Origin of the sequence: Mucilaginibacter mali (genome assembly GCF_013283875.1) — a bacterium.
Classification (GTDB): Bacteria; Bacteroidota; Bacteroidia; order Sphingobacteriales; family Sphingobacteriaceae; genus Mucilaginibacter; species Mucilaginibacter mali.
In genome coordinates this window covers 3,772,190-3,786,681 of record NZ_CP054139.1, presented here as the reverse complement: position 1 = coordinate 3,786,681, position 14,492 = coordinate 3,772,190, and the positions used below count along the sequence as shown (strand labels likewise).

The following is a 14,492-nucleotide window of genomic DNA, read 5'->3' as shown; positions in this document are numbered from 1 at the left end:
TATCTAAAAATCAAACAAGAAAAAAATTATTTATTGTTTTGATGGTTTTGTAAAAAATTTAATTTTGTTTAATTCTATATTTGTTCCCACATGGCAGCAGAACTTGATAAAACAGACTTACAGATACTAAGAATACTACAGGAAAACGGGCGTATTACCAACCTGCAGTTGTCAAACGAAATTGGCCTTTCGCCGGCGCCAACGCTTGAGCGTGTGCGCAAACTGGAAAACGCCGAATACATAAAAAGCTATCATGCCCTGGTAGATGAGGAGAAGCTGGGCCTGGGTATTAAAACCTTTATCCAGATCTCGCTGGACTTTCACCAGAAGAACACCATCCAGATTTTTTTGGATGAGATACAAAACATCAAAGAGATTACCGAGTGCCACCACGTAACTGGTCAGTGCGACTTTTTGCTGAAAGTTTACGTAAGCAATATCAAAGCCTACGAGCAACTGATCATGGAAAAGATCAGCCGCATCCCCGTGGTAAAAACCTTCCAGACGATGATGATCATGTCGACCAGTAAAAAGGAGCCGATAGTGCCGTTGGAGTATTGATCTGATGTGCAGATGTGCGGATGTGCAAATATGCAGATGAGAAAGTTACAGCATATCCATCATTTGCACATCTGCATATACGCACATTTGCACATCTTAACGTATCTGCCAATCAATCGGCGTCTCTCCCTCTTTTTCCAAAAACGCGTTAGCTTTCGAAAAGGGTTTCGAACCCCAAAAACCACGCTCTACCGATAGGGGCGATGGGTGTACCGATTTAATGATGTGGTGCTTGCTTTGATCTATCAGCGGTATTTTTGATTGGGCATAGGCTCCCCAAAGGATAAATACCAGTCCTTTCTTTTTTTCGGATAGTGTGTGGATCACCTCATCAGTAAATTGCTCCCAACCCTTTTTTTGGTGCGATGCGGCCTCGGCTGCACGGACGGTTAGCGTGGCGTTCAGCAGCAGTACTCCTTGTTCGGCCCAGCTTTCCAGGTTGCCGTGTGATGGCTTCACAAAGCCAGGGATATCGGTAGCAAGCTCTTTATAGATATTAATAAGCGACCGTGGGATATCGATGCCCTTTTGTACCGAGAACGACAGGCCGTGCGCCTGGTTGGGGCCGTGGTAGGGGTCTTGCCCCAATATCACCACCTTTACTTTATCAAACGGAGTTTTATTAAACGCGTTAAAAATATCGGCATTGCGGGGATAAACTACCTTGCCGGCTTCCTTTTCCTGCTGCAGGAATTTTTTCAGTTGGGCCATGTATGGCTTATCAAATTCGCCCTTTAAAACATCCAGCCACGATGGCGGTAATCCTATCGACATAATTATTGCTTTGTATTTGATTTAGAGTGCAAATTAACGGATATTTGCAGCCTGTAAAAAAGTATATCAAATTATGTCAAATATTGTTCGCTTAATTATAGCGTGTGTGATAATGGGTGCTGCCGTAACCATGGCCGGTTTTGGCATTTGGGGCTGGGGGATACTGGTGTTGTTTTTAGGAGGCGTAGTATTATTAAGCTTCTTCTTTAACGAGAATATGATCATCGCGCAGTTTTACCTGCGTAAAGAAAATTCGGAAAAAGCCGAGGGATGGTTACTGAAAATAACCGACTACGAAAAGCAACTGCACAAAAATCAGTACGGTTACTATAACCTGCTGATGGGCTTGATCGAATCGCGCCGCACGCCGATGAAATCAGAAAAATATTTCAAAAAATCGTTAAGCCTGGGTATGCGCATGTCGCACAATGTGGCGCTGGCTAAACTAAGCCTGGCAGGTATCGCTATGGCCAAACGTAACAAGCGCGAAGCACAAATGTATTTGCAGGAAGCTGCAAAGGACGATAAAAATAAACTGCTGGCCGAACAGATAAAAATGATGAAGGGCCAGATGGCACAGATGGATAAGCAGGTTGTACGCGGTTACCGCAATTTTTAAGTCTTAAGGCCAAAGTCTAAAAGTTAAAAGTAAAAAGGATATACCTTTAAAGGTATAATCTGCCCTGACTTACTTTTTGAGACTAAAGGCTTAGAACTACTTTTCGTCTATCGAACCGAAATAATCAGGCTCCGAATTGCGGTTTTGGTTTGGAGCGATATGCCTGTCGGGTATCTCCACATCGTCTGACGGGTTTGATACTTCCACCATCTTCAGCAAGCTGCGCACAAATGATAAATTGAACCGGCTGCGGTTTAATTTGATCAAATATTCTTTTTCTGTTATTTCAAGTATTGAACTCATCTCTTCCAAATTAATAAAGTGAAACGATACAAGTATAATCACTTGAAAGTTAGCTTTGTTTTAAAGTTCGGTTAAGAAATTGCGAAGTTATGCGATATATTGGCCTGTAAACCGGGCATTTATTGTAGTACAGTAAATTGATGGATTTTATTTTTATTTTTGAATGTTATGGCGGCTAATATAAAACACCAGGAAACTATAGACTACTTTTTGAAGATAGTTTGGCAAACGGTTGCTAACCGCTACAACCAGTTAGTGGCCGATTTTGGCATTACTCAATCTATCGGTTACCTGCTTATTAATATTGATGAGAAGGAGGGGAACACCGTATCGGAAGTTGCCGCGTTGCTTGGGCTAAAATCAACCAGCCTTTCGCGCATGCTGACCCAATTGGAACAGATGGACCTCATCTACCGCGAATCGAACAAAGGCGATAAACGCTCTGTTAAAATATACCTTACCGACCTGGGGAAAGAAAAACGCCACCTGGCGCGTGCGCTTGTTAAGCAGTTTAACAATTACCTGAATGCCCACATCAGCGAAAAGGATAAAGATCAACTGATCAATACCCTTAAGAAGATCAATACACTCACGCTAAATTTCAAGCCGGAATAAAATCGTGTTAAATAATTTATTAGTGAACGGTAGTGAAATATCACCGGTGAAAATTCGTTTTGCTGTTGATGTAGCTGCAAAATGGTTATTTAACGGCTTTATATGTTAAAAAATGTTAAGCTGCTGATGTTTCCATTTAAAAGAATAAATTTGCCGATTGAAAATAGATGATTAGGGTATTGATCACTTGTTTATGCGTGTTAGCTATCGCGGGTTGCAAAAAATCTGACGATGCTATAAAAAAAGTGCAGGCACAGGCCAAAATTGATGACCAGCTGATTGTTGATTATATCAGCAAAAATAACCTGCAGGCAACTAAAGTGATGATAGGCAATGCCGATACTACCGGTGTATGGTTTATAAACACCCAAACCGGTAACGAGGCCGCGCTGATCACTAACTCATCGTTGTTAACTGTGGGTTATGAAGGCAGGGTGATGGGGAGCAGTAAGGTGTTTACGCAAACAACTAATTTTCATCCATCGTACAGGCTGGGTGATATGATAAAGGGCTGGCAATATGGCCTTACCAAATCGCAAGTGAAAAAAGGCGGTAAGGTGCGTTTGCTCATAGCATCCAGGTATGCTTATGGCCCATACGATCAGTTGTCGCTGGGTTTGCAGGCCAATTCGATACTTGATTTTGATATTGAACTTTTTGATGTAACGAACTAATTTTAAATGAAACGAATACTTTTTACGCTATTGTTTTTTTGTGTGGCCGCCGGGTTGTTCTCGTGCCGTAAAAGCACCGATTTGAACATAAAACAATTTGACGACCAGGAAATGCAGAATTACATCAGCGGTAACGGACTTACCGGGATGCAGCGTGATCTGTCGGCAGGTGATACTACAGGCATTTATTACAAAATACTTAGCGCCGGCACCGGATCGGCCGTTGATTTCCCGGATAAGGTAGCAATAGTTTTTACGGTAAGAAGTTTCGACGGACAATTTATAGCCGCAGATACCATTGTTAACCATGTTTACAATTATGTAGGGCACCTAACAAGTAATAACTTGCCACAAGGTGTGCAACTGGCCCTTATTAATATATTAAAGAAAAAAGGTACAAGGGCGCGCGTGCTGATACCATCGCACCTTGGCTATGGCTCATCGGGTTTTGGAACGGGTAGCAGCGATGCTAATAACAGGGTAAAGGGTAACCAGGGCCTTGATTATTATATCAACCTTATTAATACAGATAAGGTTACCGACCCGGTAAGTGGCAAGCAAGTGAGCGGGCAGGACGTTTACGATGACGCGGTTTGCAAAAATTACATTGCCGCCAATAATCTTACCGGTTATACTAAAACAACATCGGGCCTTTACTACAAGATATTGCAGGCCGGCAGCGGCGCATCTATCACAAATACATCTACCGTATCTGTACAATATACCGGTTATTTATTGAATGGGTTTATGACTGGCGACCAGTATAATAACGACACAGGTGTAGGTATAAGCACAGAATTATCCAGCGAAGTTAAGGCAGGTTTTGTTGAAGGGTTGCAATTGGTAACACCAGGTGCTAAACTATCATTAATTATGCCATCCAGGATGGCTTACGGCACTATCTCTGCCGCTAATGGCACTATCCCGGTTAATAGCTGCATGCGTTACGAGATGAATGTACTATCGATAGATTAAATTATTTATTGAAGGCGGTTTTAAATGCCTTAAGACAACGGTCGCGCGCGAAAGCGTGATCGACGATGGGTTTTGGATACCGGCTAAAGTCGGCATATTCCGGAACCCATTTTTTTATGTACTTCAGTTCGGGGTCGAAACGTTTGGTTTGCGCGTCGGGACTAAATATCCTGAAGTAGGGCGCGGCATCAGTACCACAGCCCGCGGCCCATTGCCAGTTACCTACGTTACTGCTCATTTCATAATCCAGCAATTTACGGGCGAAGTATTGTTCGCCCCAGCGCCAATCGATTAACAGGTCTTTACTTAAAAAGCTGGCTACCATCATGCGTACGCGGTTGTGCATAAAACCGGTTTCGTTCAGTTCGCGCATGCCGGCATCAACAATAGGGTAGCCGGTTTGGCCCTTGCACCAGGCTTCAAACTCTTCTTCGTTGTTGCGCCATTTTATACGGTCGTACTCCGGGCGAAAGGCATGATCCATAGTTTTTGGGAAATGATATAGTACCATCATAAAAAACTCGCGCCAAATCAACTCATTCAGCCATGTTTTATCTTTATGATGATGTGCCTTGCACGCCAGTTCGCGAATGCTTACGGTACCAAAGCGCAGGTGCAGGCCAATGTGCGATGTGCCTTTTATGGCAGGGAAGTCGCGTTTTTCATGATAATCGGCTATCACATCCTCATAACCAGTATCCGGGAATTTGAGGTCGCTTTTTACAAAGCCCATTTCCTTTAGGGTTGGGGGTGCTGTAAGCCCGGTTTTATACAGGTTGTGCAGGTATTTACCAACAGGATAAGCTTTCAGGTAAAAAGGTTTAAGTTTAGTATACCACTTGCGCATATAAGGCGTATACACCGTGTACGGCAGGCCGTCGTCCTTGGTTACCTCGTCTTTTTCAAATATTACCTGGTCTTTATAGGTGTTAAAGGGGATGTTCTTTTCCTTAAGCAATTGATGGATTTGGCCATCGCGGGCTTTGGCGTAAGGTTCGTAATCGTGGTTGGTATAAACCGCTGCTACGTTATACTCCTTTAAAACTTTCTTCCAGGCATTTTCGGCGGTATCGTAAATAGCCAGCAGGTTGCTGCCTTGTTTTTGCAATTGAGTGTGCAGCTTTTCTATAGTTTGATAGATAAAGGTTACCCGGGCATCGTCCTTGTCTTCCAGTCCATCAAGTATGCTTTTATCGAATATGAACAGGCAAAGCACTGTGGAGCCACCTTTTAGCGCGTGGTATAATCCGGCATTATCATCCAACCGCAGATCGCGCCTGAACCAAAATATGCTGATGGGGGCCTTAGTCATATATCTCCTTTAAAGCGCTCCCGATGTCCGGATATCTAAAAGTAAAACCAGCCTGCTCAATTTTATCGGTACTTACTTTGGTGCTGCCTAAAACTATGGTCGCCATTTCGCCTAAAACTAATTTTAATAAAAATGCCGGAACATGCGGCAGCCAAAGCGGCCGTTTAAGTTGTTTGGCGATGGCCTGGGTTAATTGCTGATTAGTAACCGGGTGCGGGGCCGCCATGTTGTATATACCAGTTAACCCGGTTTGCTCAACACCATACAAGTACATGGCTGATACATCGTGATGATGGATCCATGACATCCACTGTTTACCATTACCAAGTGGTGCTCCCGCGCCCCATTTTACTGATGTATCCAATTTAGGCAGTGCGCCGCCGCCTTTTTCTAATACTACCCCGGTACGGAAGATCAGGATATCTAATCCCAATTTTTCTCCCTCGTTAACGGCATCTTCCCAGGCTATACAGCATTCGCCCATAAAATCGTGCGCGGGGGTATCGGTTTCGTGCATCAGTTCATCGCCCCGGTCGCTGTAATAACCAACACCCGATGCGGAGATGACTTTTTTTACCTGGTGGGGCTTACGCTTAAGCAGATCGTAAATTAATTGGATGGATTTGGTACGGCTTTCAATAATGAGCTTTTTGCGGGATGGGGTCCAGCGTTTGTCGGCAATACCGGCACCCGCCAGGTGAATGATGATGTCCACACCATCGATACATTGCTCATCTATCTGCCCCTTGTTAATGTCCCACAGGTAGGTTTTGACGTTGGGGTCTTTCGCAGGCTCGCGGCTTAGGTGGCTTACCGTATAGCCCTTATTCAGCAAAAGTGGCGTCAGTTGCTTGCCCAGTAAGCCTGTGCCGCCGGTAATAAGAATGTGCTGTTTTTGAAGCGCCATGCGGGAATAACAATATTACATTGTGTTGGGTTTCAGTTAATGTGCAGATATGTAAATGTGCAAATATGCAGATGTTCGTCATTATCCAAATAATCTGCACATCTGCAGATACGCACATCTGCACATTCGCACATCTGCACATTCGCTTACCGCAACCTATCAGCCGATTTTACCAGCTTCTCATCCTTTTGAATAGCCTTCACAGCAAATAGCATCAGCACGATACTCAGGCTGGACATGAAAACCCCGATACCAAAATTGCTGGTACCCATGGTAAACCCGCCAGTGGCCGACTGGATGGCCTGTGATACCCAAAAGCTGTAGCCGATGGTAAGCAGTACGGCCATGTAACAAAAAACGATTTGCTGCTTGCGGTTTTTATACATAAATATCAACGCCAGGGGGATGAGGCCAACTATGGCGGTAACTATGCTAAGCGCGGTGAACGTGGTAGTTTGTTGCTGCGCGCCGTTAACATCGTGATAAATACCGGTAACTTTTATAGTGCTGGGCACGCCGTTGATGTACACATTATGCGCCACCGGGAACAGGAACAGCGCGAAAATAACCAGGGCGGCAAACAGCAGGTAAATGCTTTGTACTCTTTGTAACATATGGTTTGTATTTGAAGCAAAGATAGGATAGTTTGACAAATTACGGATAGTCAATACCCTTTGGAATGTTAACTTTGCCCCGTGACCGATCAGCAACGCTATTTTATTGAACTGGCTTATAACGGCACCGCTTACCATGGCTGGCAAATACAGCCCAACGCGGTTACCGTGCAGGAATTGCTGAACAAAGCATTAAGTACCATCCTGCGCCAACCGATAGAAACTACCGGCTGCGGGCGGACAGATACCGGTGTGCATGCTACGGAGTTTTACGCGCATTTTGATCTGTCCATGGACGATGGACCATGGACCATGGACACAAGAGGCCTGAACGCTTTACTTCCCTACGATATTGCCGTTAAACGCATTATCCCGGTAAATGTAGACGCGCATGCCCGTTTTGATGCTACGCAGCGCTCGTACCAGTACCATATTCATTTTGGTAAAGATCCGTTTAAACACGGCTTCTCGTGGTTACAGCGTGATAAGCCGGATGTGGATTTGATGAACCGCGCGGCCGCGATGATAATGGAATATACCGATTTTAGCTGCTTCAGTAAATCAAACACACAGGTGTTTACCAACAATTGTAAGATAAGCCGGGCGGAGTGGGTTGATAATGGAGAGGGCATTGTGTTCCACATCAGCGCCGACAGATTTTTGCGTAACATGGTTCGGGCTATTGTGGGCACCTTGATGATGGTGGGACGCAAAGAGATTGAACCGGCAGCAGTGCGGGACATTATAGAAAGTAAAAACCGCAGCAATGCCGGTACATCGGTGCCGGCCTGCGGATTGTATTTAACGGAGGTAAAGTATCCGTACCTACCCCCCAGCCCCCTAAAGGGGGAGCAGGGCATGTAACGAAAGAAATAACCATATTTGAAAATATAAAAACAACGGCCTCTTACTCCCCCTTTAGGGGGCTTGGGGGCTTGGGGGACTCATGGCTGAAGTAACAGGAAAAGCAATAGACTGGCGATTACTGAAAAGGGTGATGCATTATGTAACACCTTACCGCGGCATTTTTGCCCTTTCCGGCTTCCTGACCGTGTTTTTGGCCGTACTGGCACTGGCGCAACCCATCCTGATGCAAAAGGCGGTTGATGAGTATATTGTAGTGAGTAACTACAATGGCCTTGTATTTATTGTTTGCCTGATGCTGGGCCAGCTGGTGGTGCAAACCATAGCGCAATACTATCAAACCTACATGACCAACTCGTTGGGCGAATCGGTAATACGCGACTTGCGGATAGATATTTTTAATCATATCACCAGTATGCGCCTGCGGTACTTTGATAAAACGCCTATTGGTGTGCTGATCACCCGTACTGTATCCGACCTGGAAACCATTGCCGACATATTTTCGGAGGGGTTGATCAGTATCATTGGCGATCTGTTGCTGGTTGTGGCCATTATTGTTTGCATGCTGATCAAAGATTGGAAACTGGCATTGATCACACTGATCCCGATGCCTTTACTGATGCTGTCGACCTATATTTTTAAGGAGGCGATAAAATCATCCTTCCAGGAGGTGCGTACGCAGGTAGCACAACTCAATACCTTTTTGGCCGAGCATATTTCGGGTATCAGTATCATCCAATACTTTGCCCGCGAAGACCAGGAGATGCGCAAGTTTATGGGGGTGAATGAAAAATACCGCGATGCCAACATCCGCTCAAACTGGTATTATTCTATCTTCTTTCCGGTGGTGGAGATCTTATTTTCCATTTGTATTGGTCTGCTGGTTTGGTATGGCTGTAAACGAATCCTTTCCGATCAGCAACTGAACGGGATTTCCGCATCGGGACATGTTACAGCCGGCACCGTGCTGGCTTTTATATCGCTGTTAAACTTGCTGTTCAGGCCCATCCGTCAACTGGCCGATAAATTCAACACCCTGCAAATGGGTATGGTGGGCGCCGACCGTATTTTTAAGGTTCTGGATACTGATGATGTGGCGCCAAATAAAGGCACTGTTCGCAGCGAGATAAAAGGTGATATCCGCTTTGATAAAGTATGGTTCGCTTATAACGATGAGAACTGGGTGCTGAAGGATATTAACTTCCACATCCGCCCCGGCGAAACGCTGGCTTTGGTGGGCGCCACCGGCGCAGGTAAATCATCTACCATTAATATCCTCAATCGTTTTTACGAGATCGGTAAAGGCGAAATTACAGTTGATGGCATCAATATCGACGATTACGAGGTGGGCTACCTGCGGTCGCGCATTGCTACGGTGATACAGGATGTGTTCCTGTTCTCGGATACTATTGCCAATAATATCAGTCTGAATAACCCCGCCATCACCCGCGAAGAGATCATCGCGGCAGCAAAAGACGTAGGTGCACACGATTTTATTATGCGACTGCCCGGCGGTTACGACTATAACGTGATGGAGCGTGGTGCGACCCTATCTGCCGGACAGGCTCAGCTAATATCGTTCATCCGCGCGCTGGTATATAACCCGGCCATACTGGTATTGGACGAGGCTACCTCATCCGTTGATACTGAGACCGAGATCCTGATCCAAAATGCCATTAACAAGCTAATGCAGGGCCGTACAGCTATTGTTATCGCGCACCGTCTCTCCACCATCCAAAACGCCGACCGGATCATTGTACTGGATCATGGCGGGATTATGGAAAGCGGCACCCACCAGGAATTGCTGCGCATTGAGGATGGCTATTACCGTAAACTGTACGATCTGCAGTTTAACTCGGCGGGAATAACGAAGGGGTAGGTGCTTAGCGTATCGGCATTTTGACCCACCCCGACAACGCTACGCTGGTCGGCCCTCTCTTCGCTGCGCGCGGCAGCCGGCAGGAACAGTATCAGATTATCCCATCCCCTCTTTTCGCGCAGCGAAGAGAGGGTGGTCGAGCGAAGCAACGACCGGGTGAGTACAATGGCCACAACGCTCATCCCCACCCATCGTCATTCTGAGCGATAGCGAGGGATCCCCGATAAGCAGAGCGGAAACGCATAATTTGGGATCCTTCGCCCGCGCTCAGGATGACGGAGTATTTTTATTATAAAAAATAAATACCTTTATTACCCACAACACCAAGCACCATGAAATTAAAAATTTCCGCACCTGTACGTATCATCCTTATCGCCGCAATCATTATGCTTAATATTGGCTGCGACCAGGTATCAAAACATATCGTTAGAGAAAATATTGGCGAATATCAAAACATCAGCCTGCTGTATAACCATTTTACGTTAACTAAAGTAGAGAATACCGGCGCGTTCCTGAGCCTGGGTGATAGTATATCGCCTAAACTAAAATTTGTACTGCTTACACTGATCCCAGTACTGGTGCTGGTTTTTGCTGTGGGTTACCTGATGGTTAAAAAGAACCTGCCTAAAATACCACTTATAGCGGCCTGCTTTATTATCGGCGGCGGCATAGGCAATATTTATGACAGGCTGCTATATAACTCAGTTACCGATTTTATGCACCTGCGTTTTGGTTTCCTGCAAACGGGTATATTTAACATGGCCGATGTTTCGGTAAGTTTAGGGGTGATTATTATGTTTGTGTGGTATTATATTGCAGGTAAAAACCTGGGTAAGGCAGACGTTATTGAAGCCTGATGTTAAAGATTTATGCCTCCTGTATTATTTAATGGGTTATTGAGGGAGGGCATACAATGCCCTTTCCACTTTCGTGAAAACCGTTAGATGACCGGTCATTTTTTACAGGATACTCGTAGGATGACGGTTCTTTTTTTAAGATATAATAGATCAGTACCGTCCATATAAACGGTAGCAGCGCCACCAATAAAATGTTTACCCTTTTTTGAGGAATTGAAAACAGAGGTGTCTTATTTATACGCACAATCGCGTACGTCATCGATACCAAATGTGCAACCAATAATATTGTAAGAACTATCTGTTGGGAAGTCATATATTCAATAAGCTTGTGCCTGGCTGGTATTCACCGTAAAGCAGTTTTTATCCTTATCAACAGTAATTTCAACTTTCACGGTTCCGGCCTGGTTGGTCCAGGTGGTATCGTTTAGCTTTTTGTACTGGCTTTTGCTCATCTGCTCGGTAACCATATCCATGTACTTCATGGGCATCACGCTTTTTGAAGCATAGCAAACATCGTTTTTATAGAACATCATGGTTTTTAATCCGCCATCCATGCTCAGCGTATCGCAATCGGTACTTTTTGTTAGCTTAATGGCATTGTTTGATTGTATCAGCTCCCTTATCTCCGCGCGCGATTTTCCTAATGTGGCCTCCTGCGCTTTGGCGCCGTGGCAAATTAAAACAACCAGCACAAGGGCTAATAATGCTTTCATTGATGTTGGTTTATAACAGAGAATATAAAGTTAACAACTTTACATATTAACTTATTGTTCTTTGCTAAAATAAACGCTGCGTTGGAATACATCCCCCCCCCTTGTGAAAAAAACTGGCGGCACAATATACCGGTACCGTAAAAAAGGTAAGAAGTTGATTTTTAATGAACATTGAACATTGCCTGTAAACGTAATGTATATCAGTGTATTACGTGTTCAAAATCTGTTCAAAAAGCGTTCAGATCTGTTCAGTATATAATAGCTGTAGTGGCTATTGTTCTTCCTTAAAATAAACCTTGTAATAGTTCATCGCTTTATCATCGTCAAAGCCTTTCTCTATCAGTTTATTATCACCGTGAATATAAATGTGAAAGTTCTTGTCGAGCTTTAAAACGCTTTTATATACCCGCTGCTGTTTTTTTACGGCATTACCCGATATCTCAAAGGTATCGTGTATCGGGCTGTCAAACTCCTGCTCGTAATTGTTTTTATAGGTTTTAAATGATTCGATAGCCTCCTGGTTGCCGATCACCTCACCGGCAAATTCATCCAGGTCGAAAGTTTCTTTTTCCTTAAAATATTTCATGCTGCGGTTCAGCAGGTCTATTTTATCGGCCTTGCTCATTTCAAACTCATCATCCAGCTTTTGGGTAACAAAATTTTTGTAGATACTGAGCGTATTATTAGTTTGGTTAAAGCTATCGTTACGGATCTTCAGTTGCAGAAACTGGTCCTTCCAGTAAACGGCGGCATCCTGGCCGCCGGTGTTTTTGTCAATTACCACTACTTTGTAACCGTTTTCTTTTTCGATATTGAAGATGAGTACGCCTTTGTCCAGCTTATTGATGTTGATGGCATTCTCTTCATAATCAACAGTAAAGCCGCCGGTATCGGGATAAACTTTCAGATAGGTCTCCTTATTTTCTGATTTGAAAATGCCCAGCACATCCAGTTCATTTCCCTCTATCTGCACATTGCGGAAAAGCACAACATACAGTTCGCCGGGTTTAATATTGGGATGGTTAGATACATTGTACAGGTATTTGGCTATTTGCTCACTGGCTCCGTGAAACTTTTCAGCATCATCAAACACTTCGGTAGCGAAATGGTAAACCGTATTCAACTCCAGGTCGCTGGGGTGCATCAGGTGGTAAACCTCGGTCGATTTTTCGAACGGGGTAAGGAAATACTTCATCAGCAGTTTAGGCAGTATTTCATCATTTAGCCCAAGCGGCTGTTTAGATAGCGCATACATCTCATTATTGGCCTGATTGCCAATATGATGAACGGATATAGCATCCAGCGAAGCATCGAAGTGAGTTACCATAATGGCTGCGAAGTTAATTTTTTGCGTTCATAGTTGATGGATGATAGTTCATAGTAATTTGCGACCTTTGCAAACGGTTGATAGTTCATGGTTAAGGATGACTATGAACCATGAACTATTAGCTATGAACCAAACAGAAGATACCATAGTAGCCCTTGCCACCGCTAACGGTGTTGGAGCCATCGGCGTGATACGCCTTTCAGGCCCCGAAGCCATTATTATTGCCAACAGCGTTTTTAAGGGTAAGGATCTGACCAAACAAGATTCGCATACCATCCATTTCGGCCATGTGGTTGATGGCGGCGTAATATTGGACGAGGTGCTGATGTCGCTGTTCATCGCCCCGAAATCATACACACGCGAAAACGTGGTAGAGATATCCTGCCATGGGTCAAACTATATCATTGAGTCGATCATCAAGCTGCTCATCAAAAAAGGCGCCCGTGCTGCCAGGGCAGGGGAGTTCACCATGCGGGCTTTCCTTAACGGCCAGTTAGACCTATCGCAAGCAGAAGCCGTAGCCGACCTGATCGCTGCCAACTCCAAAGCCGCCCAACAGGCCGCCATGCAGCAACTGCGGGGTGGTTTCAGCAACCAATTACAGGCCCTGCGCGAGCAACTGGTTACCTTCGCATCGTTGGTAGAACTGGAACTGGATTTCAGCGAAGAAGATGTAGAGTTTGCCAATCGCGGGCAATTACGCCAACTGGTATTGGATATTGAACGGGTTATAGGTAAACTGATCCAATCGTTTGAATTAGGTAATGCCATTAAGCAAGGTGTAAATACCGTAATTGCCGGCCGGCCAAATGCAGGTAAATCAACCCTGCTCAACGCCCTGCTCAACGAAGACCGTGCTATTGTAAGCCATATCCCCGGTACTACCCGCGATACAATTGAGGAGGTATTGAACATAAACGGTATCAACTTCCGCCTGATAGATACCGCCGGCATCCGCGAAGCTACTGATACGATTGAACAGATAGGTGTGCAGAAAACGATGGAGAAGATCAGCCAAACGGCTGTACTTTTGTATGTGTATGATGCGAATGCACTATCTGATGCAGACCTTGCCAATGATATTGCCGAACTGGTAAAACCAGGCATCCCTGCTATCATCGTCGCCAACAAAACCGACTTGTTGCCTGCAAGCGCTGCCATAAACCTGCAACTCACGGATGGTACCGACCTTGTAGAGGTATCCGCAAAAGAGAAACAGCATATTGATGAACTGAAACAACTCATCTACCAGCGTACCGTGAAAGGCCAGCTAAGTGCAGATGAAACCCTGATCACCAATATCCGCCACCTTGAAGCTTTACAACGCACAGAGCAGGCGCTTATTCGCGTGCTTGATGGCATTGCCAACCAGGTAAGCTCCGACTTTTTAGCGATGGATATTAAGCAGGGGTTACACTATCTTGGCGAGATAACCGGCACGGTTACAACGGACGATTTGCTGGATAATATCTTTAGTAGGTTTTGTATCGGTAAATAG

Annotated in this window: 16 protein-coding genes; 9 read left to right on the top strand and 7 right to left on the bottom strand. The window is 44.8% G+C overall.

Annotated elements, in window-relative coordinates:
• Window positions 1-90: 90 nt before the first annotated feature.
• Window positions 91-561, top strand: coding sequence for an Lrp/AsnC family transcriptional regulator (locus HQ865_RS15665; RefSeq protein ID WP_173415798.1), 471 nt, complete (start codon window positions 91-93; stop codon window positions 559-561).
• Between the two features lie 96 nt (window positions 562-657).
• Here the strand turns inward: HQ865_RS15665 and ung are convergent, their stop codons facing one another.
• On the bottom strand, window positions 658-1,335 hold the full coding sequence (gene ung / locus HQ865_RS15660; RefSeq protein WP_173415797.1) for a uracil-DNA glycosylase: 678 nt from the start codon (window positions 1,333-1,335) through the stop codon (window positions 658-660).
• A 73-nt stretch (window positions 1,336-1,408) separates the two neighbouring features.
• Here ung and HQ865_RS15655 point away from each other — a divergent pair, with 73 nt between their 5' ends.
• Window positions 1,409-1,954: a DUF2892 domain-containing protein gene (locus HQ865_RS15655; RefSeq protein WP_173415796.1), complete on the top strand. Its 546-nt coding sequence runs from the start codon at window positions 1,409-1,411 to the stop codon at window positions 1,952-1,954.
• A 96-nt stretch (window positions 1,955-2,050) separates the two neighbouring features.
• Here HQ865_RS15655 and HQ865_RS15650 read toward each other — a convergent pair whose 3' ends face one another.
• On the bottom strand, window positions 2,051-2,257 hold the full coding sequence (locus HQ865_RS15650) for a hypothetical protein (protein ID WP_173415795.1): 207 nt from the start codon (window positions 2,255-2,257) through the stop codon (window positions 2,051-2,053).
• 180 nt (window positions 2,258-2,437) lie between these two features.
• Here HQ865_RS15650 and HQ865_RS15645 point away from each other — a divergent pair, with 180 nt between their 5' ends.
• From HQ865_RS15645 to HQ865_RS15635, 3 genes are all read left to right on the top strand, one after another.
• Entirely contained in the window at window positions 2,438-2,872 is a 435-nt protein-coding gene (locus tag HQ865_RS15645) for a MarR family winged helix-turn-helix transcriptional regulator (protein WP_173417824.1), read from the top strand.
• Window positions 2,873-3,039: 167 nt separating this feature from the next.
• Window positions 3,040-3,546, top strand: a complete 507-nt coding sequence (locus HQ865_RS15640) for an FKBP-type peptidyl-prolyl cis-trans isomerase (protein ID WP_173415794.1) — start codon at window positions 3,040-3,042, stop codon at window positions 3,544-3,546.
• 6 nt (window positions 3,547-3,552) lie between these two features.
• A complete protein-coding gene (locus HQ865_RS15635) occupies window positions 3,553-4,521 on the top strand; it encodes an FKBP-type peptidyl-prolyl cis-trans isomerase (protein ID WP_173415793.1) in 969 nt (322 codons plus the stop codon).
• A gap of 1 nt (window position 4,522) precedes the next feature.
• Here HQ865_RS15635 and HQ865_RS15630 read toward each other — a convergent pair whose 3' ends face one another.
• The 3 genes from HQ865_RS15630 to HQ865_RS15620 form a co-directional block, all read right to left on the bottom strand.
• Window positions 4,523-5,833, bottom strand: coding sequence for a cryptochrome/photolyase family protein (locus HQ865_RS15630; RefSeq protein WP_173415792.1), 1,311 nt, complete (start codon window positions 5,831-5,833; stop codon window positions 4,523-4,525).
• Window positions 5,826-6,740: a TIGR01777 family oxidoreductase gene (locus HQ865_RS15625; RefSeq protein ID WP_173415791.1), complete on the bottom strand. Its 915-nt coding sequence runs from the start codon at window positions 6,738-6,740 to the stop codon at window positions 5,826-5,828. Before HQ865_RS15625 ends, HQ865_RS15630 begins: the two co-directional genes overlap by 8 nt.
• Before the next feature lie 146 nt (window positions 6,741-6,886).
• Window positions 6,887-7,354 (bottom strand): DUF4293 domain-containing protein, encoded by a 468-nt coding sequence (locus tag HQ865_RS15620; RefSeq protein ID WP_173415790.1) that lies wholly within the window; start codon window positions 7,352-7,354, stop codon window positions 6,887-6,889.
• An 81-nt stretch (window positions 7,355-7,435) separates the two neighbouring features.
• Here HQ865_RS15620 and truA point away from each other — a divergent pair, with 81 nt between their 5' ends.
• From truA to lspA, 3 genes are all read left to right on the top strand, one after another.
• Window positions 7,436-8,218, top strand: coding sequence for a tRNA pseudouridine(38-40) synthase TruA (gene truA / locus HQ865_RS15615; protein ID WP_173415789.1), 783 nt, complete (start codon window positions 7,436-7,438; stop codon window positions 8,216-8,218).
• An 82-nt stretch (window positions 8,219-8,300) separates the two neighbouring features.
• Window positions 8,301-10,097 (top strand): ABC transporter ATP-binding protein, encoded by a 1,797-nt coding sequence (locus tag HQ865_RS15610; protein ID WP_173415788.1) that lies wholly within the window; start codon window positions 8,301-8,303, stop codon window positions 10,095-10,097.
• 332 nt (window positions 10,098-10,429) lie between these two features.
• Window positions 10,430-10,954, top strand: coding sequence for a signal peptidase II (lspA, locus tag HQ865_RS15605; RefSeq protein ID WP_173415787.1), 525 nt, complete (start codon window positions 10,430-10,432; stop codon window positions 10,952-10,954).
• A gap of 317 nt (window positions 10,955-11,271) precedes the next feature.
• Here the strand turns inward: lspA and HQ865_RS15600 are convergent, their stop codons facing one another.
• Together HQ865_RS15600 and HQ865_RS15595 are read right to left on the bottom strand one after the other, a co-directional pair.
• The gene (locus tag HQ865_RS15600) at window positions 11,272-11,667 is read right to left on the bottom strand and encodes a hypothetical protein (protein WP_173415786.1); all 396 of its coding nucleotides are present in this window, start codon (window positions 11,665-11,667) and stop codon (window positions 11,272-11,274) included.
• Between the two features lie 271 nt (window positions 11,668-11,938).
• On the bottom strand, window positions 11,939-12,994 hold the full coding sequence (locus HQ865_RS15595; protein WP_173415785.1) for a nucleoid-associated protein: 1,056 nt from the start codon (window positions 12,992-12,994) through the stop codon (window positions 11,939-11,941).
• Window positions 12,995-13,118: 124 nt separating this feature from the next.
• On the opposite strand from HQ865_RS15595, the gene mnmE reads away from it, so the two are divergent.
• Complete coding sequence (gene mnmE / locus HQ865_RS15590) at window positions 13,119-14,492, top strand: tRNA uridine-5-carboxymethylaminomethyl(34) synthesis GTPase MnmE (RefSeq protein WP_173415784.1); 1,374 nt, start codon at window positions 13,119-13,121, stop codon at window positions 14,490-14,492.

Coding starts and splice junctions, on each gene's coding strand:
- HQ865_RS15625 (WP_173415791.1), bottom strand. CDS start 6,740: ATGGCGCTTCAAAAACAGCACATTCTTATTACCGGCGGCACAGGCTTA.
- lspA (WP_173415787.1), top strand. CDS start 10,430: ATGAAATTAAAAATTTCCGCACCTGTACGTATCATCCTTATCGCCGCA.
- HQ865_RS15635 (WP_173415793.1), top strand. CDS start 3,553: ATGAAACGAATACTTTTTACGCTATTGTTTTTTTGTGTGGCCGCCGGG.
- HQ865_RS15650 (WP_173415795.1), bottom strand. CDS start 2,257: ATGAGTTCAATACTTGAAATAACAGAAAAAGAATATTTGATCAAATTA.
- HQ865_RS15610 (WP_173415788.1), top strand. CDS start 8,301: ATGGCTGAAGTAACAGGAAAAGCAATAGACTGGCGATTACTGAAAAGG.
- HQ865_RS15665 (WP_173415798.1), top strand. CDS start 91: ATGGCAGCAGAACTTGATAAAACAGACTTACAGATACTAAGAATACTA.
- HQ865_RS15595 (WP_173415785.1), bottom strand. CDS start 12,994: ATGGTAACTCACTTCGATGCTTCGCTGGATGCTATATCCGTTCATCAT.
- HQ865_RS15620 (WP_173415790.1), bottom strand. CDS start 7,354: ATGTTACAAAGAGTACAAAGCATTTACCTGCTGTTTGCCGCCCTGGTT.
- HQ865_RS15655 (WP_173415796.1), top strand. CDS start 1,409: ATGTCAAATATTGTTCGCTTAATTATAGCGTGTGTGATAATGGGTGCT.
- HQ865_RS15640 (WP_173415794.1), top strand. CDS start 3,040: ATGATTAGGGTATTGATCACTTGTTTATGCGTGTTAGCTATCGCGGGT.
- HQ865_RS15600 (WP_173415786.1), bottom strand. CDS start 11,667: ATGAAAGCATTATTAGCCCTTGTGCTGGTTGTTTTAATTTGCCACGGC.
- ung (WP_173415797.1), bottom strand. CDS start 1,335: ATGTCGATAGGATTACCGCCATCGTGGCTGGATGTTTTAAAGGGCGAA.
- mnmE (WP_173415784.1), top strand. CDS start 13,119: ATGAACCAAACAGAAGATACCATAGTAGCCCTTGCCACCGCTAACGGT.
- HQ865_RS15630 (WP_173415792.1), bottom strand. CDS start 5,833: ATGACTAAGGCCCCCATCAGCATATTTTGGTTCAGGCGCGATCTGCGG.